The sequence below is a fragment of the Pseudomonas anatoliensis genome, assembly GCF_017976235.1.
Taxonomy (GTDB): domain Bacteria; phylum Pseudomonadota; class Gammaproteobacteria; order Pseudomonadales; family Pseudomonadaceae; genus Aquipseudomonas; species Aquipseudomonas anatoliensis.
Genome location: NZ_JACVHC010000001.1, coordinates 746,969 through 771,365, shown reverse-complemented (window position 1 = coordinate 771,365; position 24,397 = coordinate 746,969). Strand labels below are relative to the sequence as shown.

Sequence of the window (24,397 nt, the reverse complement as noted above, 5' to 3'; positions counted from 1 at the left end):
TAAGTAGGTGCGGAGTTCCGCCCTGAGTTGCGTGTCACGGACTTAGATCTTGCCGACCAGGTCCAGGGACGGAGCCAGAGTAGCCTCGCCTTCTTTCCACTTGGCTGGGCAAACTTCGCCTGGGTGAGCAGCAACGTACTGAGCAGCCTTGATCTTGCGCAGCAGCTCGGAAGCGTCACGACCAACGCCGCCATCGTTCAGTTCAACGATTTTGATCTGGCCTTCAGGGTTGATCACGAAGGTGCCACGGTCAGCCAGGCCAGCTTCTTCAATCAGCACGTCGAAGTTGCGGGAGATCACCTGAGTCGGGTCGCCGATCATGGTGTACTGGATTTTGCCGATGGCTGGCGAAGTGTTGTGCCAGGCAGCGTGAGCAAAGTGGGTGTCGGTGGAAACACTGTAGATCTCTACGCCCAGCTTCTGGAAAGCAGCGTAGTTGTCAGCCAGGTCTTCCAGCTCGGTTGGGCAAACGAAGGTGAAGTCGGCTGGGTAGAAGAACACCACCGACCACTTGCCTTTCAGGTCAGCGTCCGAGACTTGAACGAAGTCGCCGTTTTTGAACGCGGTAGCTTTGAACGGTTTTACTTGGCTGTTGATGATAGGCATTGATGACTCTCCGTCAGGGGTTATGAAGTTGATGGGGTGAATCCTACCCACTCACTCGACGGATGGCTCATTGGCAAACCTGATGCTGCTGATTTGTTTTCGCTATTAGCTGACTGTATTAATAGAAGAAAACGATCTCTAGGGCGTAACCGGTTTATCCGTAATCCGAGCCATCCCCTGGAATGGGCTGGCTTCAACATAGCGCATGGCTGACTTCATATCCTTCCAGCCGACGTAACTCATCAACGATTTAAGGTCCCAGCCACTTTGATGGGCCCAGGTTGCAAAGCCGCGGCGCAATGAGTGACTGGTGTAGCGTTCGGCGGCAATCCCGGCGCGTTCCAGCGCCTGACGCAATAACGGGATGATGCTGTTGGCGTGCAGGCCCTCCTCGTTCAAATTGCCCCAGCGGTCGATGCTGCGAAATACCGGGCCGCGCACGAGCGCAGCCTCGTTGATCCAGTCGATATAAGCCTGCACCGGACAGAGTTTGAGCAGTGCCGGAGTTTGATACGTCTGACCAAGGTTTTCCCGATCACCCTTGCTGCGCGGCAGATACAAAGTGATGCCGCTGCCGGCGTGCGCCTGTACATGCTCGATCTGCAAGCGGCACAACTCATCGCTGCGAAAGCCGCGCCAGAAGCCCAGCAGAACCAGCGCGCGATCCCGATATGCCTTGAGCAATGACGGACGATCCTGCTGCGCCTTCGCAACCTGAGCTTCTTGCTCCAGCCAGTCGATGACTCTCTGCAAATCCTGCAATTGCAAAGGTTCGGCCTGTTTTTCCTGCGCCGGATGCAGCGCCCGAATGCCTTTGAACACTTTGCGCACCACAGGGGCTTTCGTCGGGTCGGCAAAACCCTGGCTGTTGTGCCACTGCGCCAGTGCCGACAGACGCAGCTTCAACGTATTGATCGCCAGCACACCCGCATGCTCGACCAGATACCGCGCAACGCTGTCGGCTGTGGCCGGTAGAAACCCACCCCACGTAATTTCGAAATGCTCGATGGCGGCGCGATAGCTGCGGCGGGTGTTGTCACGGGTGGCGGCTTGCAGATAGCGATCCAGATCGCTCATGGGCTGTTTCTCGCTGGCGTACTGATTCAAGGGTATCGAAACGCATTTTGCCGTCTGACACTGGGTAATACCAGTATATCCCGCCTCTTAAATATCAAAGATTTAACTTTATTTTAAGCATGGTACACTGCGTACTTTAGTGGCATGTACCACAGTACGTAAACGTAGGAGTTCACATGGCCCGTGGCGGCATTACCAAAGCACTGGTTCAGATCGCGCGCACAGCGATCCTGGCCCGCGGCGAACACCCGAGCATCGATGCAGTACGCATTGAAATGGGCAATACCGGCTCGAAAACCACGATCCATCGTTATCTGAAAGAGCTGGATGACGGCGCTCAGCCAATCGAAGCGTCGGCAGAGCCTATTGATGACGAGCTGACCGCACTGGTTTCGCGCCTTGCTCAGCGCCTTAAAGAGCAGGCGCAAGAACCCATCGAACAGGCTCGCGAGCAGTTTGAGGAGCAACGCGAGGCACTCGAATCCGAACTGAAACAGGTTCGCCACGCTCTCGAGCAACTGGAGCACCAGCACGAGATTCAAGGCGCGGCACTGGAGCGCGAATCGGAAGCGCTGGGCAACACCCGCTCGATGCTGCAAACCGAGCAAACCCGCAATGCCGGGCTGAATCAGGCGTTGGCCGACTTTGAATTGCGCTTGCAGGACAAGGACGAGCAGATCCGCTCGCTGGAAGAAAAGCACCTGCATGCCCGCGATGCACTGGAGCACTACCGCAACGCCACCAAGGAACAGCGCGAGCAGGAGCAGAGCCGCCACGAGGGCCAGGTGCAGCAGATTCAGGCGGAGTTGCGTCAGGCGCAGCAAAGCGCGCTGGTACGCCAGGATGAAATTACCCAACTGCATCGTGACAACGAACGCTTGCTCACCGAGAACCGCGGCACTCAACGCGAACTCAGCCTGATGCAAGATCAGCTCAAGCAGAGCAACCAGCGCCAGGATCAATTGCTGGAGCAAGCCACCCGCGTCGACAGCGAGCGCACCCTCCTCCAGGAACGTCTGCGCGTGGCAACACTGGAAAGCCAGACACTCAAGCAGAGCGTCGAAGAGCAGACGCTGCTGAATCAGTCACTGGAAAAGGAATTGACCAAGGCTCAAGCGAGTCTGGAAGACAGCCTGCGTCTGGCGGCTACCGTTGCGGCAGCGCCAGACTCGGCCAAAGCGAAAGACGCTTAAGCGCCGACCGGTGTACGCATGGTGACAAACTCTTCGGCGGCCGTCGGGTGCACCCCGATTGTGTCGTCGAAGTCGCGCTTGGTTGCGCCAGCCTTCAGCGCAATCGCGAGGCCCTGGACGATCTCGCCCGCGTCCGGACCGACCATGTGGCAGCCAAGAACCTTGTCAGTCTTGCCGTCGACCACCAGCTTCATCAGCGTTTTCTCCTGACACTCAGTCAGGGTCAGCTTCATCGGCCGGAAACGGCTCTCGAAGATCACCACGTCGTGACCCGCTTCGCGCGCCTCTTCTTCGGTCAAACCGACCGTGCCGATGTTCGGCAGGCTGAACACTGCCGTCGCGATCATCTTGTAATCCACCGGACGGTATTGCTCCGGCTTGAACAGACGCCGCGCCACCGCCATGCCCTCGGCCAATGCCACAGGCGTCAGTTGCACACGACCAATTACATCGCCCAACGCCAGAATCGAAGGTTCCGTGGTCTGGTATTGCTCATCGACCTTGATGAAACCTTTGTCGGTGAGCTGGACATCGGTGTTTTCCAGCCCCAGGTTGTCCAGCATCGGACGGCGACCGGTCGCGTAGAAAATGCAATCAGCCTCCAGCACTCGACCATCCTTGAGCGTGGCTTTCAAACTACCGTCCGCCTGCTTGTCGATGCGTGCAATGTCGGCGTTGAATTGCAGATCCATGCCGCGCTTGGTCAGCTCTTCTTGCAAGTGCTTGCGCACCGAACCATCAAAGCCGCGCAGGAACAGATCGCCGCGATACAGCAATGTGGTGTTGGCGCCTAGGCCGTGGAAGATTCCGGCAAACTCGACCGCGATATAACCACCACCCACCACCAATACGCGCTTGGGCAGTTCTTTGAGGAAAAACGCCTCATTGGAACCGATCGCATGTTCATGCCCCGGAACCTCTGGAATCTGCGGCCAGCCACCGGTAGCGATCAGGATATTTTTCGCGGTGAAACGCTCACCGTTGACCTCGACTTCATGCGGACCAACGATCTTCGCGTGCGCTTCGTGCAGGGTCACGCCGCTGTTCACCAGCAGATTGCGATAAATGCCATTGAGGCGATTGATCTCGCGATCCTTGTTGGCGATCAGCGTCGCCCAATCGAAATTCGCCTCACCCAGACTCCAGCCGAAACCGGACGCCTGCTCGAAGTCTTCGGCGAAATGCGCGCCGTAAACCAGCAGCTTCTTCGGCACGCAACCCACGTTGACGCAGGTCCCGCCCAGATAACGGCTTTCAGCCACCGCTACTTTCGCGCCGAAACCAGCAGCAAACCGCGCAGCCCGCACACCGCCGGAACCGGCACCAATCACATAAAGGTCAAAATCGTAGGCCATCTCTATCTCCTCGGCAGGCGATCAGCATACCTGCAGACATCCATTGGGCAAGCACTGCCATCCATATGAGGGCTGAAAATGAAAAAGCCACCCGAAGGTGGCTTTCTCGTACAGACGAATCAAGCGCTCTTAGTAAGCCTTGCCAGTCTTGTAGAAGTTCTCGAAGCAGAAGTTGGTCGCGTCGATGTAGCCTTCAGCGCCACCGCAGTCGAAACGCTTGCCCTTGAACTTATAGGCCATTACGCAGCCGTTCTGGGCTTGTTTCATCAGGGCGTCAGTGATCTGGATTTCGCCGCCCTTGCCTGGCTCGGTCTGCTCAAGCAGGTCAAAAATGTCCGGAGTCAGGATGTAGCGACCGATGATTGCCAGGTTCGATGGCGCATCTTCCGGCTTTGGCTTCTCGACCATGCTGTGAACGCGGTAGATGTCGTCGCGAATCATCTCACCGGCAATTACGCCGTACTTGTGAGTTTCTTGCGGATCGACTTCCTGAATGGCCACGATCGAGCAGCGGAACTGCTTGTACAGCTTGACCATCTGGGTCAGTACGCCGTCGCCTTCGAGGTTGACGCACAGGTCATCCGCCAGTACCACGGCGAACGGTTCGTCACCGATCAGTGGGCGCCCCGTCAGGATGGCGTGGCCCAGGCCTTTCATTTCAGTCTGACGGGTGTAGGAGAACGAGCATTCGTCCAGCAGTTTGCGGATGCCGACCAGGTATTTTTCCTTGTCGGTGCCTTTGATCTGGTTTTCCAGCTCGTAGCTGATGTCGAAGTGGTCTTCCAGGGCGCGCTTGCCACGACCGGTAACAATCGAGATTTCAGTCAGGCCAGCGTCCAGAGCTTCTTCAACGCCGTACTGGATCAGTGGCTTGTTTACCACCGGCAGCATTTCTTTAGGCATGGCTTTAGTCGCTGGCAGGAAGCGAGTACCGTAACCGGCTGCTGGGAACAAGCATTTCTTGATCATATAAGTCCTTGAAAAGGCTGTGTGTACGAGTTTCGGCGCAGTCTAATCAGGCGGCGTGCACCTTACAATGCCCCGCACTGGCTAACCGATGCCAACATAGAGAAATATTCTCGCCGATAGTTCCATCGGCATCTGCAGACCATCGCTCAGCGTAGCTCAAAGTGACCGACGAGCTGGATTACCATACGCTCATCGCCCCCATTGTGAACATTTTGCCGGTATCATGGCGACTTTGAATCAGCGAACGAGACAGATTAGATGGCCGCCGTAAAAATCATCAACGGGTATGTAATCGACAAGAAAGACGGAAAGTGGACGCTCACCACGACCAATGGCGAACACATTGCCGGGCCTTTCGACAGCGAGCAGATGGCGACTGATGTAGCGTCGGTATTCACTGACACCCCTGCGTCGGCAAAGCGCCGCGGCAAAGATCAGGACTGATCTGCTGCGAAGCGCCGCAAGCCCTGCCGTGAGCAGGGCTTTTTTGTGCCTGACACACGACCGTCGAAAACAAGTGGCCAATCGCTATAACCTTTTCATACCGGCGCTGTCAGAGCGTCTAGTCCCCCACCGCTGAAGACGACACAACTATGAACATGAACAGATTTTTGCCACTGATCGCGGTACTGGTATTGAGCGGCTGCGCCACATCCCAACCGACCACCCTGAACAACGGCGAACAGGGGCTGACCATCGACTGCTCCGGTGAAGCCAATTCCTGGGCCACCTGCTATGAAAAGGCTGACGCCTCCTGCGCAGGCACGGGCTACCGCATCGTCGGCACTGACGGCACACCGGCGCCGAAGGAAAGCGAAAAAACTTTGGGCGTCGATGTCGGCAACTACAAAAACCGCAGCGTGGTAGTGGTCTGCAAATAGACTCTACATGTGAATTTCCGCGAACTTGATCCCGAGTCCGCGTACGACTTCGATCAGATCGTCGAGCCGATTGAAAGACTCGACTTCGTCGTTATCGTCCACCAGGAAATAACTGCGCCCGGCGCTTTTCTTGAAAAATACGATCCATTCCCCGGAATTTGCCGGGTTCTGAATGACATGTGTGGCAGAGATCAGGCCCTCTGCATGGCGTTCCCGCACTTGCTCTCGCTTCATCGCGACTCCAGAAATGAAAATGCCGTCACAGCATGACTGTGACGGCATTGATGCTGATGACCAATAGTCTATCAGCCGGAAATACAGGCGTTGGCCGCGTTACGCACATCACGTGGGCGCACCGGCACATTCGACATGCGCTCATGCAGCTTGATACTGCTACCGCCGGAGCGATCTTCGATATCAAACACGGCGGCGGGGCCAGAGGACAGTTTGCCCGGAACAATCACGCGAACCCCCTCCTTTTGCGGCTGTATCTGCAGCGCGCCGCGGCTGTCCGCCAGTTTTTCGGTCAGGCACTGCGCATACTCATGGGGCTTCTTGCCGGAAATTACGCTCACGGTCGGTAGCGTTTCATTGATTTCGGAAACGTTCGCACAACCACCCATAGCCAAAACCAACGGCAGACACACCACACCCCACTTCATAAAAAACCTCCGTTAAAGACCGTCCGACAGCACATATGCCGTTTTTCTCCGGGGCCTTCTGCATTTAACCCGCATCCAATCGCGAATATCTGTTCAAAATTGTCAAACCAACGCCCGACGGCCAGATAATAACCCGTGCAGGCTGATAAACTGCGCCCAATTACAAGCTATCGTTTTGATTTTGTAGAAAAAGCCCTTCTGGAGGCGCCCATGAAATTCATTCACCAGCGCGAACACCTCAACGAAGACGACATCGTCGTCATCCAATGCTCGCAAACCTGCAACATCCGTTTGATGAGCGACGCCAACTTCCGCAGCTTCAAAAATGGCGGTCGTCACTCCTACCACGGCGGCGCTTTCGACACGTTCCCGGCCCGCATCACCGCGCCGAGCACCGGTTTCTGGAACATCACCATCGACACCGTCACCACCCGGGCAATCAGCGTTACACGCAAACCGACGCTGACGCATTCGATCAAGATCATCCGCCGCTCCAGCTCCAAACTCAGCTGAGCCGCCCCGCCCACACAGACAGGTATTCATGACCGTGGCCCAAACGACCAAATACGTCATCAAGTACAAGCTCAACGGCGAGCGCCGTTTCGAGTTCGCGCAACTGGAAAACGGCACCGAGGAAGAAGCCAAGGCTGCTCTCGACGCAATCCACGGGCAGACTGAAGATGTGATCAGCGATATCGCCGTCAGCAAGGCGCTGTAACGCACCGACAGAATGACTGCCGCAAGGTTTTGGTGATCGCCATGCAACCGCACACTTTCGATCTGTTCGCTGACCACGAACCCGCGCCGCAACCCCGCGCCGAACAGATCGGTGAGCAATCGTGGGTACTGCGCGGATTCGCCTTGCGGCTGACCGATCAATTGCTACCGGCGCTGGACGCCGTCCTGCTCGCTGCCCCACTGCGCCACATGGTCACGCCGGGCGGTTTCAGCATGTCGGTGGGCACCAGCAGTTGCGGGCAACTGGGCTGGATCACTGATCGCAGCGGCTATCGTTACTCAAGGGTCGATCCTCTCAGCGGTTTGCCCTGGCCGGAGCTGCCGCCGGTATTTGCCGATCTGGCAGAGGCCGCGGCGCAGGAGGCCGGTTTTTCTGATTTCAAAGCCGACTCCTGCTTGATCAACCGCTATATGCCCGGCGCCAAGATGTCATTGCATCAGGACAAAGACGAAAACGCCTACGCTGCACCGATCGTTTCGCTGTCGCTGGGCTTGCCGGCAATGTTTCTGTTTGGCGGTTTCGCTCGTGGTGACAAGAGCCAGCGGATTCCCCTGCTGCATGGCGACATGGTGGTTTGGGGCGGTGTCGATCGCTTGCGGTTCCACGGTGTTTTACCGATCAAGCAAGGGCAGCATCCGCAGCTTGGTGAACAACGCATCAATCTGACTTTTCGTATTGCCGGATGACCCTTGAAAGTTTGACCGCAAGGCCCGGAGTGTTGTGTTCACCAACGCTGGTTAACCTGAATCAAACAGGTCAACGGATTAGCCATCATGAAAACGTTTTCGACCACGCTCGACATTGAAGACGATCCACGCTGGGCCGCTGTTGTTGCGCGGGATGCGCGGGCGGACGGGACGTTTGTCTATGCGGTGAAAACCACCGGCATCTACTGTCGCCCAAGCAGTCTTGCGCGCTTGCCGAAACCGCAGAATGTGGAGTTTTTCGATACGGCGCTTGAGGCTGAAGCCGCCGGCTACCGGCCGAGCAAAAGGGCCAGCAAGGATCAGAGCGATGTGCTCGCGCAACACGCCGCGGTTGTGGCGGTAGCATGCCGGCAGATCGAGTCCGCCGACACTTTGCCCGCGCTCAATGAACTTGCTGCAACGGCCGGTCTGAGCCCGTTTCATTTTCACCGCGTGTTTAAAGCCGCGACAGGATTGACCCCCAAGGGTTACGCCAGCGCCCACCGCTCGCGCCGCGTGCGTGAACGCCTGGCAGACGGCGGCTCAGTGACCGACGCGTTGTATGACGCAGGTTTCAATTCCAACAGTCGTTTCTATGAAAGCGCCGATCACCTGCTGGGAATGAAACCCGGTGACTACCGCGCCGCCGGGCAAAACAACGACATTCGTTTTGCCGTCGGACAATGCTCGCTCGGGGCGATTCTGGTGGCGCAAAGCGAGCGCGGAGTTTGCGCGATTTTGTTGGGCGACGATCCTCACCAACTGGTGTGTGATCTGCAGGACCAGTTCCGCAAAGCCAATCTGATTGGCGCCGATGCGGAGTTTGAGCAATTGATCGCCAAAGTCGTCGGCTTTATCGAAGCCCCGGCCATTGGCCTCGAGCTACCGCTGGACGTGCGGGGCACGGCATTTCAGGAGCGCGTTTGGCAGGCGCTACGGGAAATCCCGGTTGGCAGCACCGCCAGCTACGCCGACATTGCCCAACGCATCGGCGCACCGACATCCATGCGCGCCGTGGCTCAGGCATGCGGTGCCAATCGGTTGGCCGTCGCGATTCCTTGCCATCGCGTGGTGCGCAGCGATGGCAATCTTTCCGGTTATCGCTGGGGTGTGGAGCGTAAACGGCAACTGCTGGAGCGTGAAACGCAGCCCTGAAGCTGCATGATTCTTCAGCGATTGACGTCCACCACAACGCGTCCGCGAAGCTGCCCTGCGAGCAGTTTCGGCGCGGCATCGATAACGTCGCCTAGAGCTATTTCATGGCTGATCAATGGCAGTAAGGCGAAGTCCAGATCCTGCGCCAGTCGACCCCATGCCTCCACGCGGCGCGCCTTTGGCTGAGTCACGCTGTTGATGCCGGCCAGGGTGACGCCACGCAAAATAAACGGCGCCACCGAGGCAGGGAAATCCATCCCCTGGGCCAGACCGCACGCGGCGACGGTGCCTTCAGCACGCGTACTGGCGCAGGCATTCGCCAGCGTGTGACTGCCGACCGAATCGATTACCGCTGCCCAACGCTCCTTGGCCAGCGGCTTGCCCGGTTCGGACAGAGTCGCGCGGTCGATGATTTCAGTCGCGCCCAATTGCTTGAGATATTCATGCTCGGACACCCTGCCCGTGGACGCCACAACCCGATAGCCAAGCTTGCTCAGCAGCGCGATGGCAAAACTGCCCACGCCGCCATTAGCCCCAGTCACAAGCACCTCGCCCTGCGCAGGCGTCACGCCATTACGCTCAAGCGCCAAAATGCACAACATTGCGGTGTAACCCGCCGTGCCGATCGCCATTGCCTGAGCAGCGGTAAACGCTTTTGGCAAAGGAATCAGCCAGTCGCCGTTGAGCCGGGCCTTTTGCGCCAGGCCGCCCCAATGGCTCTCGCCCACGCCCCAGCCATTGAGCAGCACCTGATCGCCCACTTTGTAATCGGGATGTGAGCTGACCTCGACGGTGCCTGCCAGATCGATCCCCGGCACCAAGGGGAACTTGCGCACCACCGGGCTGCTGCCCGTAATCGCCAAGCCATCCTTGAAATTCAACGTGCTGTACGCAACGGCCACGGTCACGTCGCCCTCGGGCAACTGGTCTTCGTTGATCTGTTGAAGGTTGGCGCGATAACCGCTGTCGTCTTTATTGATCAAAATACCGTTGAACATGATGGCGTCTCATGGATGGGTTTCAGGGGTCATGGCTTTCAAATATCACATCGCAACACGTTGCCACACTCGACTTTCAGCCAATCCGCGAATCGGCCGGGTATTTCCATGGTGGCCGACTATGCTTTTTCGACGGTGGTGCTTTCGCTGTTATTCCTCGGAAAACGGCCAGTCGAAGGAGCGAACCATGTCTTACCCGCGTTCTTTTTCAGTGATGCTGATGCTGTGTCTGCTGGCCTTTAATAATGCATGGGCGGCGCCGGCCACCAAGCCCGGCGAGCCGGCACCCAGTGAGCCATCATGGCCGCAAGTCATCACCAGCGAGAAGGCCAAACTGACCGTATATCAGCCGCAACTCGACAGTTGGGACGGCTACACCCTCAATGCCCGCGCTGCCGTTGAAGCCACCGGCGCCGATGGAAAAACCACTTACGGCATCGTTCAGTTCAGTGCCCATACGCTGGTCGACAAGGCCACGCGCTGGGTTGCACTCGATCAATACAAAATCATCAAAGCCGACTTCCCCGCTGATGCCGCTCAGGCTGACAAATGGCTGGCGGTGCTGGAAAAAGACGCCGAGAGCCGGAAAAAAACCATTTCACTGGATCAACTCGAGGCCGCCGTCGGGGTGCTATCGGCAGAGCAGAAAGCTGACAACGCGCCTCTGGAAAACACTCCGCCCGCGATCATCAGCTCCGACGTCCCGGCGATGCTTGTCTACATCGACGGCGATGCAGCCTATCGTCCGGTTGAGAGCACAGCGCTGCAACGGGTGATCAACACCCGACCTCTGCTGCTGAAGGATGCGCAGGACAAACATTACCTGCATGTCTTCGATGGCTGGATGGTTGCTGACCAGCTCAACGGCGATTACACCCGTCTGCCCACGCCGCCCGCCGAACTGGAAAAAGCCAAGCAGGCCGCAATCGCCAGTCGCCAGGTGGATCTGTTGACAGGGCAGAGTGACCCGAAAGACAAGGTTCCCAGCCTGGCCAAGCCGCCGCAGCCAAAAATCTTTGTCGCCACTACGCCCACCGAGCTGCTTGTCACCGATGGAGCGCCACAGTGGCTGCCGATTGAGGGAACTCGGCTTTTATACGTGACCAATACCACCGGGCACATCTTCAAGGAGATCGGTGATCAGAACAGTTACGTGCTGATTTCCGGTCGCTGGTTCCGCGCCGGTGACATGAACGGCCCATGGACGTTTACATCAGCGGACCAGTTGCCGGCAGACTTCGCCAATATCCCCGACGACAGCCCGAAAGAAAACGTCAAAGCCTCGGTCGCCGGCACGCCACAAGCCAAGGAAGCCGCGATTGCTGCGACCATCCCGCAGACCTCGGCAATCAAGAAAAGCGCGGTGAAAATGACCTCGCCGCAGTTCGATGGCGAACCACAACTCAAAGCCATCAACAGCACTCCGCTGCAGTATGTGGTCAACAGTGCAACGCCGATCATCCGGGTCGACAACAACAGTTGGTATGCGGTGGAAAACGGTATCTGGTTTACCGCCACCACAGTGAATGGCCCGTGGATCGTGGCCAGTTCTGTGCCGGCGGTGATCTACTCAATCCCACCCAGCTCGCCCATGCACTATCTGACTTACGTCAAAGTCTATGAGGCCAGCGGCGATACCGTGGTGGTCGGCTATACACCGGGTTATCAGGGTTCCAATCTAGATCCCGCCACCGGCGTGGTGGTTTACGGCACCGGTTACCCATACACGCCGTGGGTTGGCAGCGTCTGGTACGGGCCGCCAGTGACTTATGGGTTCGGCGTCGCCATCCGTTACACGCCCTGGACTGGCTGGACCTTCGGTTTCGGTTTCGGCTGGAGTTGGGGCAGCAGTACCGTCGCCATGGGTTGGGGCTGGGGTGCATATCCGTGGTGGGGTAATTATGGTTGGGGTTACGCCTGGGGGCCGCGCTTGTATCCGGCACCGCTGGCGTGGGGTGGCGCAGCCTACGGATATCGCGGCGGTGCCGTGGCCTGGGGACCGGGTGGATGGGCCGGCACCACGGGCAACATCTATCATCAATGGGGTGACCGGGCGACGGTCAGCCGCGCTGGTGCCGGTTACAACGCCTGGACCGGCAATCGCTGGGCGGGTCAGGTTGGCTCTTCGTATAACTCGCGCACAGGCGTTGCGGCAGCAGGCCAACGCGGTGCCGTGCACAATGTCTATACCGGTAACTATGCGGCCGGACGCAGTGGTGTGGCGACGGGACCGAACGGTGGCGCGATCGCCGGCCAGAAGGTCACCGCCGGCAATACGCGCAACGGCACTCAAGTCACAGCCAGTCGCGGCGCGGCATATAACCCCAATACCGGTAATACCACCCAATACGGCAGTGTTCGCGGAAAAAACGCCGGCGCCGCACGCGTAGGCGACAACGTGTATGCCGGCCGCGATGGCAATGTCTACAAGAAGACCGATGATGGCTGGCAATCCGTGGTCAAGGGCGGGGCAAACCGCCCAACTCCGATCAATAACAACGCCCAATTGCAAAACCTCAACCGTGAATCCGCCGCGCGCAACCTGGGCAATCAGCGCACCCATAATTTTCAAAACTCCTCACGAAACATGAACCGCTCCTATGGAGGAGGAGGAGGCGGTGGTGGCGGCGGATTTCATCGACGCTGAGAACCTGCGTCAGGCGATGTTCACAATTTCAAAGTGGCCCGGAGCCTGGTTTTGCTGGTAAAAAACCGGCTTCGCCGTCCCTGCCCCGTTTCATCGTTCGGAGTCCGCTTCCATGAGCCAATGGCCAGACACACGTATTCTCGACCTGCTCGGCATTCAATCGCCGATCATTCAGGGCCCGATGGCCGGTGCGACAAACTCATCCATGGTGATCGCCGTGTGCAACGCTGGCGGCCTGGGTTCGATGCCGGCGGCGATGCTGAGCATCGAGCAGTTACGCGAAGAGCTGAAGACGATTCGCGAACACACCGACAAGCCCTTCAATGTGAATTTTTTCTGCCACCAGCCACCCACTGCTCATGAGCAACGCGCACGCGAGTGGAAGAAACTGCTGGAACCTTACTACCGCGAACTGGGTGTCGACTTCGATGCGCCTACACCTATATCCAACCGGGCGCCGTTCGATACGGCGGCGTGCGAAGTGCTGGAAGAATTCCGGCCGGAGGTGGTGAGTTTTCACTTCGGTTTGCCGGAGAAATCCCTGCTCGATCGAGTGAAGGCCACTGGCGCAAAAATCCTCTCCTCGGCAACCACCGTCGATGAAGCGATCTGGCTCGAACACAATGGCTGTGACGCGATCATCGCCATGGGCTACGAGGCCGGCGGTCATCGCGGGATGTTTCTCAGCGAGGACTTGAGCAGTCAAGTCGGCACGTTCGCACTGGTGCCGCAGATCGTCGATGCGGTGACAGTGCCGGTGATTGCCGCCGGTGCAATCGCCGATGCGCGAGGCGTCGCGGCCGCCTTCATGCTGGGGGCGTCAGCGGTACAGGTCGGCACCGCATACCTGTTCACCCCGGAAGCGAAAGTCAGCGCCTCTCATCACAAGGCTCTGCGCACTGCCAAAGAGAGTGAAACCGCGATCACCAACATTTTCACTGGACGCCCGGCGCGGGGCATTCTCAACCGTGTGATGCGCGAACTGGGGCCAATTTCGGCCAAAGCACCGGCATTCCCGTTGGCCGGTGGCGCCCTGATGCCGCTGCGTGCAAAAGATGATGCGCAGTTTGCCAACCTCTGGGCAGGTCAGGCATTCACGCTGGGCCAAGACCTCGGCAGTGCTGAACTGACTCGCCAATTGGCCGAGGGTGCATTGGCGAAGCTGATTGTGCGTTGATGCCGCGCGGGGGATGCGTTTCAGGTCAGGCGGTTCGTCAGGATAAATCCTCTCGCCACACAGTGGGGATCGCTATATATTTCGCTACATAGCGATTTCCCCATTTGCAATGGCGCAGTCCACCTCAAGTAAAACTGCCCTGTGCACCGTCCACAACGGAGCTGCTACATGACCATTCGTGCCTCACGTTTTGCCCCTGTCTGTCTCACCTCACTGCTTGCAGCATTCGCCATCAGTGCTGCTCAGGCTGATGAAGTGCAGGTTGCTGTTGCTGCGAATTTCACGGCACCGATTCAGGCCATCGCTGCCGATTTCGAAAAAAACACCGGGCACAAACTGGTCGCAGCCTATGGCGCCACTGGCCAGCTCTACACTCAGATCAAGAACGGCGCACCGTTCGAAGTGTTTCTCTCGGCGGACGACACCACGCCGGAAAAACTCGAAAAAGAAGGCGATACCGTCAAGGGCTCGCGCTTCACTTACGCCGTTGGCACTCTGGCGCTGTGGTCGGCGAAGGACGGTTACATCGATGCCAAAGGTGAGGTCCTGAAGAAAAACGAATACCAGCACCTGTCCATCGCCAATCCGAAAACCGCGCCATATGGCCTGGCAGCCACGCAAGTGCTGGAAAAACTCAAGCTGACCGAAGCGACCAAAGCCAAGATCGTCGAAGGCCAAAACATCACTCAGGCCTACCAGTTCGTTTCGACTGGCAACGCCGAACTCGGCTTCGTCGCGCTGTCGCAGATCTACAAGGAAGGCAAAGTCACCAGCGGTTCGGCGTGGATCGTACCGGCCAGCCTGCATGACCCGATCAAACAGGACGCGGTGATCCTCAGCAAAGGCAAGGACAACGCCGCGGCCAAGGCACTGGTTGAATACCTCAAGGGCCCGAAAGCCGCTGCGGTGATCAAGTCTTACGGCTACCAACTCTAAATGTCGCTGACGAGTGCCGATTTCGCGGCGATCTGGCTGACCCTGAAACTGGCGTCCCTGACCACCGCGATCCTTTTGGTTATCGGCACGCCGATTGCCCTGTGGTTGTCGCGCACTCGCTCATGGTTGCGCGGCCCGGTCGGGGCGATCGTCGCCCTGCCCCTCGTGCTGCCGCCGACCGTCATCGGTTTTTATCTGTTGCTGATGATGGGACCACACGGTTTTCTTGGCCAGTTCACCCAATGGCTGGGGCTCGGCACTCTGACGTTCAGTTTCACCGGGCTGGTGATTGGTTCTGTGATCTATTCCATGCCGTTCGTGGTGCAACCGTTGCAAAACGCGTTTTCGGCAATCGGCACCCGCCCGCTGGAAGTTGCCGCAACGTTGCGCGCCAATCCGTGGGACACCTTTTTCAGCGTGATCCTGCCGCTGGCCCGCCCCGGTTTCATCACAGCGGCCATCCTCGGGTTCGCACATACCGTTGGTGAGTTCGGCGTCGTGCTGATGATTGGCGGCAATATCCCCGACAAGACCCGCGTGGTCTCGGTGCAAATCTACGATCACGTTGAAGCGATGGAATACGCACAGGCCCACTGGCTGGCTGGCGCGATGCTGGTGTTTTCGTTTGTGGTGTTGCTTGCGCTGTACTCCAGCCGCAAGACCCGCGCGGGCTGGAGCTGATCGATGATTGATGCACGTTTGAAGATGGCCTATTCAGGCTTCAGCCTGGACGTCGATCTGCACTTGCCGGGCCGCGGCGTCAGCGCGCTGTTCGGCCATTCCGGGTCGGGCAAAACCACGTGCCTGCGCTGCATCGCCGGGCTCGAACGCGCGGAGCAAGGCTTTATCCGGGTCAACGACGAGGTGTGGCAGGACAGCGACAACGGTATTTTCGTCCCGCCGCACAAACGCGCACTGGGTTATGTATTCCAAGAGGCCAGCCTGTTTCCACATTTGTCAGTGTTGGCCAATCTGCAATTCGGCCTCAAACGTATTGCCAAGTCCCAGCGCCGGGTCGACATGACGCACGCGACTGAATTGCTCGGCATTGGTCATTTGCTTGAGCGTCATCCCCAGCATCTCTCGGGTGGCGAGCGTCAGCGTGTCGGCATCGCCCGTGCGCTGCTGACCAGCCCGAAACTGCTGTTGATGGACGAGCCACTGGCAGCACTCGACAGTCAACGCAAAAACGAAATCCTGCCCTATCTGCAACGCTTGCATGACGAGCTGGATATTCCGCTGCTGTACGTCAGCCATGCGCAGGACGAAGTCGCGCGCCTGGCCGATCATCTGGTGCTGCTCAGCGACGGCAAGGCCCTGGCCAGCGGGCCGATTGGTGAAACCCTGGCCCGTCTGGACTTGCCGATGGCCATGGGCGATGACGCGGGCGTGATCATCGAAGGTCAGGTCTGCGCCTACGACGCGGATTATCAGCTGCTGAGCCTGCAATTGCCGGCCACCGAAATGAGCATCCGCGTAACGCATGCGCCAATGGCGGTGGGCCAGACCTTGCGTTGCAAGGTACATGCGCGCGACATCAGCCTGACCCTGCAAAACAGCGAATCCAGCAGCATCCTCAATCGCCTGCCGGTCACCGTCATCAGTGAGCAGGCGGCGGACAATGCCGCGCATGTGTTGATTCGTCTCGACGCGGGCGGCACGCCGTTGCTGGCGCGCATTACCAGGTTCTCCCGTGACCAATTGGGCGTGCGTCCTGGCCTTCACTTGTGGGCGCAAATAAAGGCAGTCGCGGTGCTCGCGTAAATCATTCGGCACGACGGCTTCGGCGTGCGGTCAATGGTTTTAACGACCACTGCGCCACCGAAGGAAGCCGCCATGCCCGACACCGAGCTGACCGATGCACTGCCATCCGACCTGCATTACGTCGATGACACACAGCCCGGCATCACCCGCAAAAAACTGCGCGGCAAGTTCAGTTATTTCGAACCGTCGGGCCAACGCATTACCGATGCGGATGAAATCAAACGCATCAACACCCTCGCCGTGCCGCCAGCGTACACCGACGTGTGGATCTGCCCCGACCCGAGCGGTCATCTTCAAGCCACCGGCCGCGATGCCCGTGGTCGCAAGCAATACCGTTATCACGCGCGCTGGCGTGAAGTGCGTGATGCCGACAAGTATTCGCGGCTTCGCGAGTTCGGCCAGGCATTACCGAAGTTACGCAAACAACTGGAAGCACTGTTGGCTGCACCCGGTTTCAGTCGCGACAAGGTCATGGCCACGGTGATCACCTTGCTCGATGCGACTTTGATTCGAGTCGGCAATACGCAATACGCGCGGGATAATCGCTCCTACGGTCTGACCACCCTGCGCAGTCGGCATGTCGAGGTCAACGGCAGCGCGATTCTGTTCCAGTTTCGCGGCAAGAGCGGTATCGAACACCAGATCACCGTGAAGGACCGGCGCCTGGCGCGGGTCATCAAACGCTGCCTGGAACTTCCCGGGCAGAACCTGTTTCAGTATCTGGATGAACATGGCGAACGGCACACCGTCAGCTCTTCTGACGTCAACACCTACCTGAAAACCCTGACCGGCGCCGACTTCACCGCCAAGGACTACCGCACCTGGGCCGGCAGTGCCTTGGCCCTCGCCGTGTTGCGCGAGCTAAAACATGAGTCAGAAACCGAAGCTAAACGGCATGTGGTGGACATGGTCAAAGGCGTTGCCAAACAGTTGGGCAACACGCCTGCAGTGTGCCGCAAGTGCTACATCCACCCTGCCGTGGTGGAAAATTTCATGCTCGGCGCGCTTGCCGAATTGCCGCGCCCACGCGTACGCAAGGGGCTGCGCACCGAAGAAGTGGCGCTCGCGATGTTTCTCGAACGCATGAGCGAGATGGCAGTCGCCCCTTGATCGGCTGTGCGTCGTCCTCTAGGCTAGCCACCTTCCCTCCTCAGGATGATCGCAAACGTGAACAACCCGGCCTTCTAAAAATGTAATCGCGACTTGCCGCTTATTAGCGCTTGTCAGCTTTCACGACATTTTCTGGAGGTGCCGATGACTCACGTCTCGCGTACGTCTGCACTCGTCTCCCTGAATCAAATGGGCTTTCAATTCGCCAATGGCGAGACGATTTTCAACGACCTCAATCTCAAATTCGATCATCTGCCGACGGCTATCGTGGGTCGCAATGGCGTCGGCAAAAGCGTGCTCGCGCGGCTGATAGCCGGACAATTGCAGCCTGGCACCGGCAGTTTGGTGCGTTCAGTTTCGGTGAATTACGTTGCGCAAAACTTCGTCGCCTCCTGCGGGCAAACAGTAGCCGACGCAACAGGCACGGCGCCGGGACTCGCGGCGCTCGAGCGGCTGGAGATGGGTTGCGCCAGTAGCGAGGATTTCGACCTCATCGGCGAACGCTGGGATTTACCGGAGCGCTTGCGTCAGCGACTGGATGAAGCCGGACTGCCCGACATCGTTGCCACCGACCTGACGCAAACGCTCAGCGGTGGCCAGCAGGCCCGAATCGCCCTGATCGGTGCGCTGCTGAACCCCGCGCAATTACTGGTGCTGGATGAGCCGACCAACCACCTCGACCGCGCGGGTCGGCAATGGCTGATGAACACACTGCAAGCATGGCGCGGTGGCCTGATTGTCGTCAGTCACGACCGCCAGTTACTGGAAAAGATGCGTCGAATTGTCGAACTCACGCCATTGGGGGCGACTGTCTTCAGGGGGCGTTATTCAGAATTCACTGAACAGCGCCAGCTCCATCAAGCTGCGGCGCAGGCAAAGCTCGATCAGGCCCGAGTCGAACGCCAGCGCCAGCGTGCACGACTGCAACGCGAGCACGACACAATCCAGCGGCACGCCGCCAGCAGTCGACGCGACGCACAGACCGGCAACATGGCCGGCTTCGAACGGGCGGCGATGAAAGCGGCTGCGCGGGAAATCATGGGCCACGTGCGCCTTGGCCAGCAGTCACATAAAACCGATCTCGATACCCGGGTGCGAGACGCCTTCGCGAAGGTCGTACCTGACGGCGGCGTCTTGATCAATCTGCCGGGATGCATCGTGCCGAGCACGCGCCAGGTCGGCACGCTGATCGACGCCCGTTTGCCGTGGCTACCGATTGACGCGCCATCGACACGGCTGAACCTCGCCATCCACGGGCCGATGCGCATTGCGGTCAGTGGCCCGAACGGCTGTGGCAAATCGACCTTGTTGAACCTGCTAAGCGGTGAACTGAAGCCGTTTTCCGGCACCTGCATCACCTATGTGCCGTTGGCTTTCCTCGATCAGCACCTGACGTTGCTGGATGATCGTATGTCTATCGTTGAACAGCTGAAGGAGCAACAAACACCGCTGAGCGAAGGCACGTTGCGCAGTTACCTGGCACATCTGCAACTCAACGCGCAACGCGTCACCCTGCCCTGCGGTTCACTCAGTGGCGGTGAACGCCTGAAAGCCGCGCTTGCTCTGGCGTTATGGCGCCAGACACCCGCGCAATTACTGTTGCTCGATGAGCCGACCAATCACCTTGATCTGACTTCGGTGGAAGCTTTCGAGCAAGCCTTGCAGACATTTCCCGGGGCGATTGTGGCGGTTTCCCACGATCAGGCGTTTCTACGGGCGTTAAACCCAACCCATGAACTGCAGTGGCACGCCGAAGGATGGCGCCTGCAACCGACGAATTGACCTGACTGTTTTTTGCACAATTGCTTAAGGCTTCTATAGTAGATGTGACACGAATCAACTGCGGTGACGCCATGGAAGACATTTTCGTCGTGAAGCGTTGCAACAAGATCATCATTCACGGGCGACGCGCCACTGATAGCCAGCATGATCCCGCAGAAGCCAAAAGCTGGTTTCGCATCTGCGATACTCGCACTGGCGGTTTCATTGGCGATGGCTACGACGTGGAAGAGGACGCCCGAGACGAATGCAAGCGTCTCAACGCAGCCAGTTCAACCACACCGGCCCGACAGTTATCAAGCTGATGCCGATCAGCAGCGGGTCTATACTGAAACCAGCTGAAGGAGCAGCGCCCCATCGGCAGAAAGCTCGCAACTCGCGGGCTTTTTGCTGCCGCTCAGCGGTTTCAAAGTACGGAGGTGTTTCATGTCCGAAAAAGAGTCCATCACCACCCTCCTCACCCTGCTCGACGCCCGGCAGGCGCGCCTCGCGGCCGCTTGCAAAGAGATAGCCGACTGGGTCGATCATCAAGGCGGGCACCCGACAGCCCTGCGCATCCGCGATCGCCTGAATGACATCGAAAAAGATACTCCGCTGATCCGCAACTCACTGTCGGCGCTCAAGCCTATTGATCGGCCACTGCCTCGCTTCAGATGACAACGGGTTTTCAGCGGTAATCACCCGAGGTGGCACGAGTGTCACTGAAATCCTGCTTGGGCGCGTTTTATCTGGATTGTGAACTGGCGTGGTTCTTTTCACATAACCATCACATCTGCTGGCCTACAGTAGCGTCACTCCTTTAGAAACACCCCTCTCACCCGCCCGCATGCGGGTGTTTTTTTGCCTGCAGAAAACCGCCCCGAACGTCGTTGTATTGAAATGGTCAAAATCTATACACGTCACGAAGGAGACAGTGCATGGTCATCCACTTCAACGTCGACGGGCATCTGGCCTGTGGTCACAAAGGCGAACAACTGAGCGCGAGCAAAGAACTCAATCGCGTGAAGTGCCGCAGTTGCCGCAATACCGATGCCTTCAAACAAGCAAGAAAAGACCAGCGCAATGCGGCCCGCCGCAACGCGCGACACGCAAAAACCTCACACGGCCCAGCAAACTGGCGCGCCGAATGGATTGAACGGCTGACGACGATGGTCGGACTTCAGCGGCTGCCCCGCGGCTTTAGCGGACAAGCCTTTGTTTAGGACAGCATAAAAAGGGCCGATTCTCTCGGCCCTTTTTTCGTGTCTCTGCGTAGATCCATCGCCTCTCATTCGACGGGTCGAAGAATCAAAGAGATGCATCATTCACGCGTTCGTCAAACGCGTTGCTATCGCCTGCTTCACCCTTCTGAGCATTAACACTGAACTCAGGTTCGCCGCCGATACCGCGATGGTTGGCGGCACTGCCATGTAAGTGTTTCCCATCCCAGGTTGTAAGTGCACGTCGTGAGCATTGGCTTCCGAGAAGCTATCCGAGCAACCTCATACATCTGCGATGTGAAGTTTTCGCATCTGCACAAAAAGATTGCCGATTCATTGTCAGATGATTTTTTTCAGCCTATCTTGAATAAAACCTATACAGCGCACTTAGCGGCGTACAACTTTTTAGCTATGGATTGGCCCTCACCCATACCAACGCCACGAGACACTTCAATGAACCCACTACTAGCCAGCCATTACCGTGAAATTCTCGTCGGCGTCGGTGAGAACCCCGAGCGCGAGGGGCTGTTAGACACGCCCAAGCGTGCCGCCAAAGCGATGCAGTATCTGTGCAATGGCTACACGTTGAGCCTGGAAGACGTCACCAACGGTGCCTTGTTCGAGTCGCAGAGCGATGAAATGGTGATCGTCAGCGACATCGAGCTTTATTCCTTGTGTGAGCACCACATGCTGCCCTTTATCGGTAAGGCGCATGTGGCCTACATCCCCACCGGCAGGGTGCTGGGGCTATCAAAGGTCGCGCGAGTGGTTGATATGTTCGCGCGTCGCCTGCAGATCCAGGAAAACCTCACCCGGCAGATTGCTGAAGCCATCCAGCAGATCACCGATGCCGCCGGTGTGGCGGTGGTCATTGAAGCCAGGCACATGTGCATGATGATGCGCGGCATAGAGAAGCAGAATTCGGTCATGACTTCCTCCGTAATGCTGGGCGCCTTCCGTGATAGTTCGACGACGCGGCAGGAGTTTCTGCAGCTGATCGGACGGCGATAAACCTATACATGGCCTGCCCATTGTACAAGCCCATAGTTCGAAACTTCACACTCGTCACCTTTGTACTTCAGGGAGTAAGGCAATGACCCGATTTCTACTGATACTGGCAATGGCCCTCAGCGTCGGGAGTTGCAGCAGTGTGGATGTCGCCCGTTATGCGGATCAGCAACCGGCATTGAATCTGGAGCATTTTTTCAGCCAGCCCGTCAAAGCCTGGGGGATGTTTCAGAAGCGCAGCGGTGAGGTTGTCAAGCGCTTCGAGGTCAACATCGTCAGCCACCGCGAGGGCAACAACCTGATTCTCGACGAGCGCTTCAAATACAGCGACGGCACACGCCAGCGCCGCGTCTGGACCCTCACGCCCGAGGGCCAGGGGCGCTGGAGCGGTCGCGCGGATGATGTGGTGGGTGTCGCCAAGGGCCAAATCGCTGGAAACACGCTGCACTGGCGTTATCGCCTGAACCTCCCGGTCGACGACTCGACCTACGAAATGAGCATGGACGACTGGATGTACCTGATGGACGAGGACACGTTGATCAACCGCACAGCTATGTCCAAGTTCGGGGTAGAGGTCGGCCTGGTGACGCTATTCTTCCGTCGCCAGGGCGCCGGAGCGAGCCAATGAATCGCGTATTGACCATGGCCTCGCTAGGCGACGGTTATCGCGCGCTGGTGATCGGCGCCAGTGGAACCCTCGGCACGGCTTTTTGCGAACAGCTCGAACAGGATCCGCTCTGTGCCGGCGTTCGCGCGCTGGGGCGCCATACCGTTCCGGAGCTGGACCTTGAACGACCCGAAACGATTGCCAGCGCCGCCACCGAGCTGGCATCCGAAGCACCGTATCAACTGATCGTACACGCGGCCGGCCTGCTCCATCGCGACGGAATCAAGCCGGAAAAAAGCCTCAGTGCAATTGAGCCGGAGGCGCTTCAGACCGTGTTTCAAGTGAACGCGCTGGGGCCGGCATTGGTGCTGCGCCACTTTCTGCCGCTGCTCGATCCTATGGGAGCGATGGCGATGCTTTCGGCAAAGGTCGGGAGCATTGGCGACAACCGTTTGGGCGGCTGGTACGCCTATCGCGCCTCCAAGGCTGCACTGAACATGCTGATCAAGACCGCCGCCATTGAACTGGCACGCACTCGCCCGCAGAGCCGCTTGCTCAGTCTGCACCCAGGCACGGTTGTCTCGGGATTGTCGCAACCTTTCCGCGGAGCCTCCAGTGCCCGGCCGGCAGACATTGCCGCGGCCCAATTACTGACCTTGATAGACCAGTTGACGCCGGCCGACAGCGGCCATTTCTTTGCTTACGATGGAGAACGCCTGCCCTGGTAGGCAAGGAGTGAAGCATGAACCTGAAGACCCTCACCGAACACGCGGCCAACAGCGAAATACGCGAGCTGGAACTGCTATCACTCGAAGGTGGTTTTTATCTGGCACGGATCCGCCTGGACCACGGCAAGTTCACCTTGCTTGATGATGCGACCAAGCCGATGCACCTGCGTTCGATCACCCACCTGCGTGACTTGCTGCAGACCGTCCCTGCATTTCCTTGCGTGCTGGTGCAGCAATGCGTGCACGACGAAATGTGCGGCAGGGATACAGGGCCTGTTGAAGAACTGCGCCTTCCGTTTTCGCTCACCACGCCATTATGAATCGGACAACGCCGAGTTCCACTGAATGAATGTTACGTGCCGGTTGCGCCTGAATTCCGCAAGCAGAATTTCAAATTCGGGATACGAGCAAAAGCGAAAGCGGGCGAAGAGGAGCCAACAGAGAGCATCTACGCAGCTCGAGACCAGTTAGGGCATGCATCTGTCGGGCTGAAAGAACAGGATATCCGGACGCGTAAGGGCATGAAGGTAACCCCCTACGAAGTGACAGAAGGGCAGGAATTGCATAAAAGATTTTTTGATTACGGAAAAAAGAACTAAGGGCTTGCATGAGGTATGTCATGCAAGCCCTTGATATAGATGGTGCCCGAAGCCGGAATCGAACCGGCACGCCCTTACGAGCGGGGGATTTTAAGTCCCATGCGTCTACCAGTTTCGCCATTCGGGCGGTAGCGCTGTGTTGCTGTTTCCAGCGGCTTGCTCGCAATCCTGACAGGATGCAGGCTCCAGCAGCTGAGCGGGAAATATATACATCACTTCCCGGTGAAGCAAGTTCGCAATGGCCGTTTTTCAAGACTAAATCTTGCAACGCACTGCAAATAAAAAAGCTCCGTAAATCATGGATCTACGGAGCTTGTTTATAGTGGAGGCCGAGGTCGGAATCGAACCGGCGTAGGTGGATTTGCAATCCACTGCATAACCATTTTGCTACTCGGCCTCAAAGCATCTGCTGTCAGTAGCACAACAACAAACACGTACAAATTGGAGCGGGAAACGAGACTCGAACTCGCGACCCCGACCTTGGCAAGGTCGTGCTCTACCAACTGAGCTATTCCCGCTTGG

The 24,397-nt window shown here is 58.0% G+C and carries 29 protein-coding genes and 3 tRNA genes; 22 read left to right on the top strand and 10 right to left on the bottom strand.

What is annotated here, in order from left to right; all coding sequences use genetic code 11:
- Positions 1-42 precede the first annotated feature (42 nt).
- Positions 43-606, bottom strand: coding sequence for an alkyl hydroperoxide reductase subunit C (ahpC, locus tag ICA16_RS03445; protein ID WP_007958941.1), 564 nt, complete (start codon positions 604-606; stop codon positions 43-45).
- Positions 607-744: 138 nt separating this feature from the next.
- Positions 745-1,683 (bottom strand): site-specific integrase, encoded by a 939-nt coding sequence (locus tag ICA16_RS03440; protein ID WP_210699928.1) that lies wholly within the window; start codon positions 1,681-1,683, stop codon positions 745-747.
- A 176-nt stretch (positions 1,684-1,859) separates the two neighbouring features.
- Between ICA16_RS03440 and ICA16_RS03435 the strand changes: the two genes are divergently transcribed.
- The gene (locus ICA16_RS03435) at positions 1,860-2,876 is read left to right on the top strand and encodes a DNA-binding protein (protein ID WP_210699927.1); all 1,017 of its coding nucleotides are present in this window, start codon (positions 1,860-1,862) and stop codon (positions 2,874-2,876) included.
- On the opposite strand, the gene gorA is transcribed toward ICA16_RS03435, so the two are convergent.
- A complete protein-coding gene (gene gorA / locus ICA16_RS03430) occupies positions 2,873-4,231 on the bottom strand; it encodes a glutathione-disulfide reductase (RefSeq protein ID WP_150602360.1) in 1,359 nt (452 codons plus the stop codon). The genes ICA16_RS03435 and gorA overlap by 4 nt on opposite strands.
- Before the next feature lie 129 nt (positions 4,232-4,360).
- Complete coding sequence (galU, locus tag ICA16_RS03425) at positions 4,361-5,200, bottom strand: UTP--glucose-1-phosphate uridylyltransferase GalU (protein ID WP_150591994.1); 840 nt, start codon at positions 5,198-5,200, stop codon at positions 4,361-4,363.
- A gap of 258 nt (positions 5,201-5,458) precedes the next feature.
- Between galU and ICA16_RS03420 the strand changes: the two genes are divergently transcribed.
- Both ICA16_RS03420 and ICA16_RS03415 read left to right on the top strand, forming a co-directional pair.
- Complete coding sequence (locus ICA16_RS03420) at positions 5,459-5,644, top strand: hypothetical protein (protein WP_007912238.1); 186 nt, start codon at positions 5,459-5,461, stop codon at positions 5,642-5,644.
- Between the two features lie 149 nt (positions 5,645-5,793).
- The gene (locus tag ICA16_RS03415) at positions 5,794-6,081 is read left to right on the top strand and encodes a hypothetical protein (protein WP_080896026.1); all 288 of its coding nucleotides are present in this window, start codon (positions 5,794-5,796) and stop codon (positions 6,079-6,081) included.
- 3 nt (positions 6,082-6,084) lie between these two features.
- Here ICA16_RS03415 and ICA16_RS03410 read toward each other — a convergent pair whose 3' ends face one another.
- Both ICA16_RS03410 and ICA16_RS03405 read right to left on the bottom strand, forming a co-directional pair.
- Positions 6,085-6,315, bottom strand: a complete 231-nt coding sequence (locus ICA16_RS03410; RefSeq protein WP_150602362.1) for a hypothetical protein — start codon at positions 6,313-6,315, stop codon at positions 6,085-6,087.
- Between the two features lie 71 nt (positions 6,316-6,386).
- Entirely contained in the window at positions 6,387-6,743 is a 357-nt protein-coding gene (locus ICA16_RS03405; protein ID WP_150602363.1) for a hypothetical protein, read from the bottom strand.
- A 210-nt stretch (positions 6,744-6,953) separates the two neighbouring features.
- Here ICA16_RS03405 and ICA16_RS03400 point away from each other — a divergent pair, with 210 nt between their 5' ends.
- From ICA16_RS03400 to ada, 4 genes are all read left to right on the top strand, one after another.
- Positions 6,954-7,256, top strand: coding sequence for a DUF1883 domain-containing protein (locus ICA16_RS03400; RefSeq protein ID WP_042559354.1), 303 nt, complete (start codon positions 6,954-6,956; stop codon positions 7,254-7,256).
- Positions 7,257-7,284: 28 nt separating this feature from the next.
- Positions 7,285-7,461, top strand: a complete 177-nt coding sequence (locus tag ICA16_RS03395) for a hypothetical protein (protein ID WP_191626414.1) — start codon at positions 7,285-7,287, stop codon at positions 7,459-7,461.
- 41 nt (positions 7,462-7,502) lie between these two features.
- Complete coding sequence (alkB, locus tag ICA16_RS03390; protein ID WP_210699926.1) at positions 7,503-8,168, top strand: DNA oxidative demethylase AlkB; 666 nt, start codon at positions 7,503-7,505, stop codon at positions 8,166-8,168.
- Positions 8,169-8,255: 87 nt separating this feature from the next.
- Complete coding sequence (gene ada, locus ICA16_RS03385; RefSeq protein WP_210552836.1) at positions 8,256-9,323, top strand: bifunctional DNA-binding transcriptional regulator/O6-methylguanine-DNA methyltransferase Ada; 1,068 nt, start codon at positions 8,256-8,258, stop codon at positions 9,321-9,323.
- Positions 9,324-9,337: 14 nt separating this feature from the next.
- On the opposite strand, the gene acuI is transcribed toward ada, so the two are convergent.
- The gene (acuI, locus tag ICA16_RS03380; protein ID WP_210699925.1) at positions 9,338-10,321 is read right to left on the bottom strand and encodes an acrylyl-CoA reductase (NADPH); all 984 of its coding nucleotides are present in this window, start codon (positions 10,319-10,321) and stop codon (positions 9,338-9,340) included.
- A gap of 187 nt (positions 10,322-10,508) precedes the next feature.
- On the opposite strand from acuI, the gene ICA16_RS03375 reads away from it, so the two are divergent.
- The 15 genes from ICA16_RS03375 to ICA16_RS03305 all read left to right on the top strand — a co-directional run bounded on the left by ICA16_RS03375 (position 10,509) and on the right by ICA16_RS03305 (position 23,875).
- Positions 10,509-12,968: an autotransporter gene (locus ICA16_RS03375; RefSeq protein WP_210699924.1), complete on the top strand. Its 2,460-nt coding sequence runs from the start codon at positions 10,509-10,511 to the stop codon at positions 12,966-12,968.
- Positions 12,969-13,080: 112 nt separating this feature from the next.
- Entirely contained in the window at positions 13,081-14,145 is a 1,065-nt protein-coding gene (locus ICA16_RS03370) for an NAD(P)H-dependent flavin oxidoreductase (RefSeq protein WP_210699923.1), read from the top strand.
- Between the two features lie 168 nt (positions 14,146-14,313).
- Positions 14,314-15,081, top strand: a complete 768-nt coding sequence (modA, locus tag ICA16_RS03365) for a molybdate ABC transporter substrate-binding protein (RefSeq protein WP_210699922.1) — start codon at positions 14,314-14,316, stop codon at positions 15,079-15,081.
- The gene (gene modB, locus ICA16_RS03360; protein ID WP_047301428.1) at positions 15,082-15,762 is read left to right on the top strand and encodes a molybdate ABC transporter permease subunit; all 681 of its coding nucleotides are present in this window, start codon (positions 15,082-15,084) and stop codon (positions 15,760-15,762) included.
- A gap of 3 nt (positions 15,763-15,765) precedes the next feature.
- Positions 15,766-16,845 (top strand): molybdenum ABC transporter ATP-binding protein, encoded by a 1,080-nt coding sequence (gene modC / locus ICA16_RS03355; protein ID WP_210699921.1) that lies wholly within the window; start codon positions 15,766-15,768, stop codon positions 16,843-16,845.
- Between the two features lie 72 nt (positions 16,846-16,917).
- Complete coding sequence (locus ICA16_RS03350; protein WP_210699920.1) at positions 16,918-17,955, top strand: DNA topoisomerase IB; 1,038 nt, start codon at positions 16,918-16,920, stop codon at positions 17,953-17,955.
- 144 nt (positions 17,956-18,099) lie between these two features.
- A complete protein-coding gene (locus ICA16_RS03345; protein WP_210699919.1) occupies positions 18,100-19,737 on the top strand; it encodes an ABC-F family ATP-binding cassette domain-containing protein in 1,638 nt (545 codons plus the stop codon).
- 71 nt (positions 19,738-19,808) lie between these two features.
- Positions 19,809-20,039 (top strand): hypothetical protein, encoded by a 231-nt coding sequence (locus ICA16_RS03340; protein WP_150615478.1) that lies wholly within the window; start codon positions 19,809-19,811, stop codon positions 20,037-20,039.
- A 121-nt stretch (positions 20,040-20,160) separates the two neighbouring features.
- Positions 20,161-20,391 carry a hypothetical protein gene (locus ICA16_RS03335; protein WP_150615477.1) on the top strand — a complete coding sequence of 77 codons (231 nt, stop codon included), beginning with the start codon at positions 20,161-20,163 and terminating at the stop codon, positions 20,389-20,391.
- A gap of 260 nt (positions 20,392-20,651) precedes the next feature.
- Positions 20,652-20,936: a hypothetical protein gene (locus ICA16_RS03330; protein ID WP_210552845.1), complete on the top strand. Its 285-nt coding sequence runs from the start codon at positions 20,652-20,654 to the stop codon at positions 20,934-20,936.
- A 450-nt stretch (positions 20,937-21,386) separates the two neighbouring features.
- Complete coding sequence (gene folE, locus ICA16_RS03325) at positions 21,387-21,944, top strand: GTP cyclohydrolase I FolE (RefSeq protein WP_210699918.1); 558 nt, start codon at positions 21,387-21,389, stop codon at positions 21,942-21,944.
- Between the two features lie 82 nt (positions 21,945-22,026).
- Positions 22,027-22,569, top strand: a complete 543-nt coding sequence (locus tag ICA16_RS03320) for a DUF3833 domain-containing protein (protein WP_210552846.1) — start codon at positions 22,027-22,029, stop codon at positions 22,567-22,569.
- On the top strand, positions 22,566-23,276 hold the full coding sequence (locus ICA16_RS03315; RefSeq protein WP_210552847.1) for an SDR family oxidoreductase: 711 nt from the start codon (positions 22,566-22,568) through the stop codon (positions 23,274-23,276). Before ICA16_RS03320 ends, ICA16_RS03315 begins: the two co-directional genes overlap by 4 nt.
- 14 nt (positions 23,277-23,290) lie before the next feature.
- On the top strand, positions 23,291-23,596 hold the full coding sequence (locus ICA16_RS03310) for a DUF6482 family protein (protein ID WP_150602380.1): 306 nt from the start codon (positions 23,291-23,293) through the stop codon (positions 23,594-23,596).
- 36 nt (positions 23,597-23,632) lie between these two features.
- Positions 23,633-23,875 (top strand): hypothetical protein, encoded by a 243-nt coding sequence (locus tag ICA16_RS03305; RefSeq protein WP_228734121.1) that lies wholly within the window; start codon positions 23,633-23,635, stop codon positions 23,873-23,875.
- 40 nt (positions 23,876-23,915) lie between these two features.
- On the opposite strand, the gene ICA16_RS03300 is transcribed toward ICA16_RS03305, so the two are convergent.
- The 3 genes from ICA16_RS03300 to ICA16_RS03290 form a co-directional block, all read right to left on the bottom strand.
- Positions 23,916-24,002, bottom strand: a tRNA-Leu gene (locus ICA16_RS03300).
- 196 nt (positions 24,003-24,198) lie between these two features.
- Positions 24,199-24,272: transfer RNA gene (locus ICA16_RS03295), tRNA-Cys, on the bottom strand.
- Positions 24,273-24,317: 45 nt separating this feature from the next.
- Positions 24,318-24,393: transfer RNA gene (locus ICA16_RS03290), tRNA-Gly, on the bottom strand.
- Positions 24,394-24,397 lie beyond the last annotated feature (4 nt).

What these genes read in the sequence shown, in the direction of transcription:
- ahpC (WP_007958941.1), bottom strand. Translation starts at nt 606, where the DNA reads ATGCCTATCATCAACAGCCAAGTAAAACCGTTCAAAGCTACCGCGTTC.
- ICA16_RS03440 (WP_210699928.1), bottom strand. Translation starts at nt 1,683, where the DNA reads ATGAGCGATCTGGATCGCTATCTGCAAGCCGCCACCCGTGACAACACC.
- ICA16_RS03435 (WP_210699927.1), top strand. Translation starts at nt 1,860, where the DNA reads ATGGCCCGTGGCGGCATTACCAAAGCACTGGTTCAGATCGCGCGCACA.
- gorA (WP_150602360.1), bottom strand. Translation starts at nt 4,231, where the DNA reads ATGGCCTACGATTTTGACCTTTATGTGATTGGTGCCGGTTCCGGCGGT.
- galU (WP_150591994.1), bottom strand. Translation starts at nt 5,200, where the DNA reads ATGATCAAGAAATGCTTGTTCCCAGCAGCCGGTTACGGTACTCGCTTC.
- ICA16_RS03420 (WP_007912238.1), top strand. Translation starts at nt 5,459, where the DNA reads ATGGCCGCCGTAAAAATCATCAACGGGTATGTAATCGACAAGAAAGAC.
- ICA16_RS03415 (WP_080896026.1), top strand. Translation starts at nt 5,794, where the DNA reads ATGAACATGAACAGATTTTTGCCACTGATCGCGGTACTGGTATTGAGC.
- ICA16_RS03410 (WP_150602362.1), bottom strand. Translation starts at nt 6,315, where the DNA reads ATGAAGCGAGAGCAAGTGCGGGAACGCCATGCAGAGGGCCTGATCTCT.
- ICA16_RS03405 (WP_150602363.1), bottom strand. Translation starts at nt 6,743, where the DNA reads ATGAAGTGGGGTGTGGTGTGTCTGCCGTTGGTTTTGGCTATGGGTGGT.
- ICA16_RS03400 (WP_042559354.1), top strand. Translation starts at nt 6,954, where the DNA reads ATGAAATTCATTCACCAGCGCGAACACCTCAACGAAGACGACATCGTC.
- ICA16_RS03395 (WP_191626414.1), top strand. Translation starts at nt 7,285, where the DNA reads ATGACCGTGGCCCAAACGACCAAATACGTCATCAAGTACAAGCTCAAC.
- alkB (WP_210699926.1), top strand. Translation starts at nt 7,503, where the DNA reads ATGCAACCGCACACTTTCGATCTGTTCGCTGACCACGAACCCGCGCCG.
- ada (WP_210552836.1), top strand. Translation starts at nt 8,256, where the DNA reads ATGAAAACGTTTTCGACCACGCTCGACATTGAAGACGATCCACGCTGG.
- acuI (WP_210699925.1), bottom strand. Translation starts at nt 10,321, where the DNA reads ATGTTCAACGGTATTTTGATCAATAAAGACGACAGCGGTTATCGCGCC.
- ICA16_RS03375 (WP_210699924.1), top strand. Translation starts at nt 10,509, where the DNA reads ATGTCTTACCCGCGTTCTTTTTCAGTGATGCTGATGCTGTGTCTGCTG.
- ICA16_RS03370 (WP_210699923.1), top strand. Translation starts at nt 13,081, where the DNA reads ATGAGCCAATGGCCAGACACACGTATTCTCGACCTGCTCGGCATTCAA.
- modA (WP_210699922.1), top strand. Translation starts at nt 14,314, where the DNA reads ATGACCATTCGTGCCTCACGTTTTGCCCCTGTCTGTCTCACCTCACTG.
- modB (WP_047301428.1), top strand. Translation starts at nt 15,082, where the DNA reads ATGTCGCTGACGAGTGCCGATTTCGCGGCGATCTGGCTGACCCTGAAA.
- modC (WP_210699921.1), top strand. Translation starts at nt 15,766, where the DNA reads ATGATTGATGCACGTTTGAAGATGGCCTATTCAGGCTTCAGCCTGGAC.
- ICA16_RS03350 (WP_210699920.1), top strand. Translation starts at nt 16,918, where the DNA reads ATGCCCGACACCGAGCTGACCGATGCACTGCCATCCGACCTGCATTAC.
- ICA16_RS03345 (WP_210699919.1), top strand. Translation starts at nt 18,100, where the DNA reads ATGACTCACGTCTCGCGTACGTCTGCACTCGTCTCCCTGAATCAAATG.
- ICA16_RS03340 (WP_150615478.1), top strand. Translation starts at nt 19,809, where the DNA reads ATGGAAGACATTTTCGTCGTGAAGCGTTGCAACAAGATCATCATTCAC.
- ICA16_RS03335 (WP_150615477.1), top strand. Translation starts at nt 20,161, where the DNA reads ATGTCCGAAAAAGAGTCCATCACCACCCTCCTCACCCTGCTCGACGCC.
- ICA16_RS03330 (WP_210552845.1), top strand. Translation starts at nt 20,652, where the DNA reads ATGGTCATCCACTTCAACGTCGACGGGCATCTGGCCTGTGGTCACAAA.
- folE (WP_210699918.1), top strand. Translation starts at nt 21,387, where the DNA reads ATGAACCCACTACTAGCCAGCCATTACCGTGAAATTCTCGTCGGCGTC.
- ICA16_RS03320 (WP_210552846.1), top strand. Translation starts at nt 22,027, where the DNA reads ATGACCCGATTTCTACTGATACTGGCAATGGCCCTCAGCGTCGGGAGT.
- ICA16_RS03315 (WP_210552847.1), top strand. Translation starts at nt 22,566, where the DNA reads ATGAATCGCGTATTGACCATGGCCTCGCTAGGCGACGGTTATCGCGCG.
- ICA16_RS03310 (WP_150602380.1), top strand. Translation starts at nt 23,291, where the DNA reads ATGAACCTGAAGACCCTCACCGAACACGCGGCCAACAGCGAAATACGC.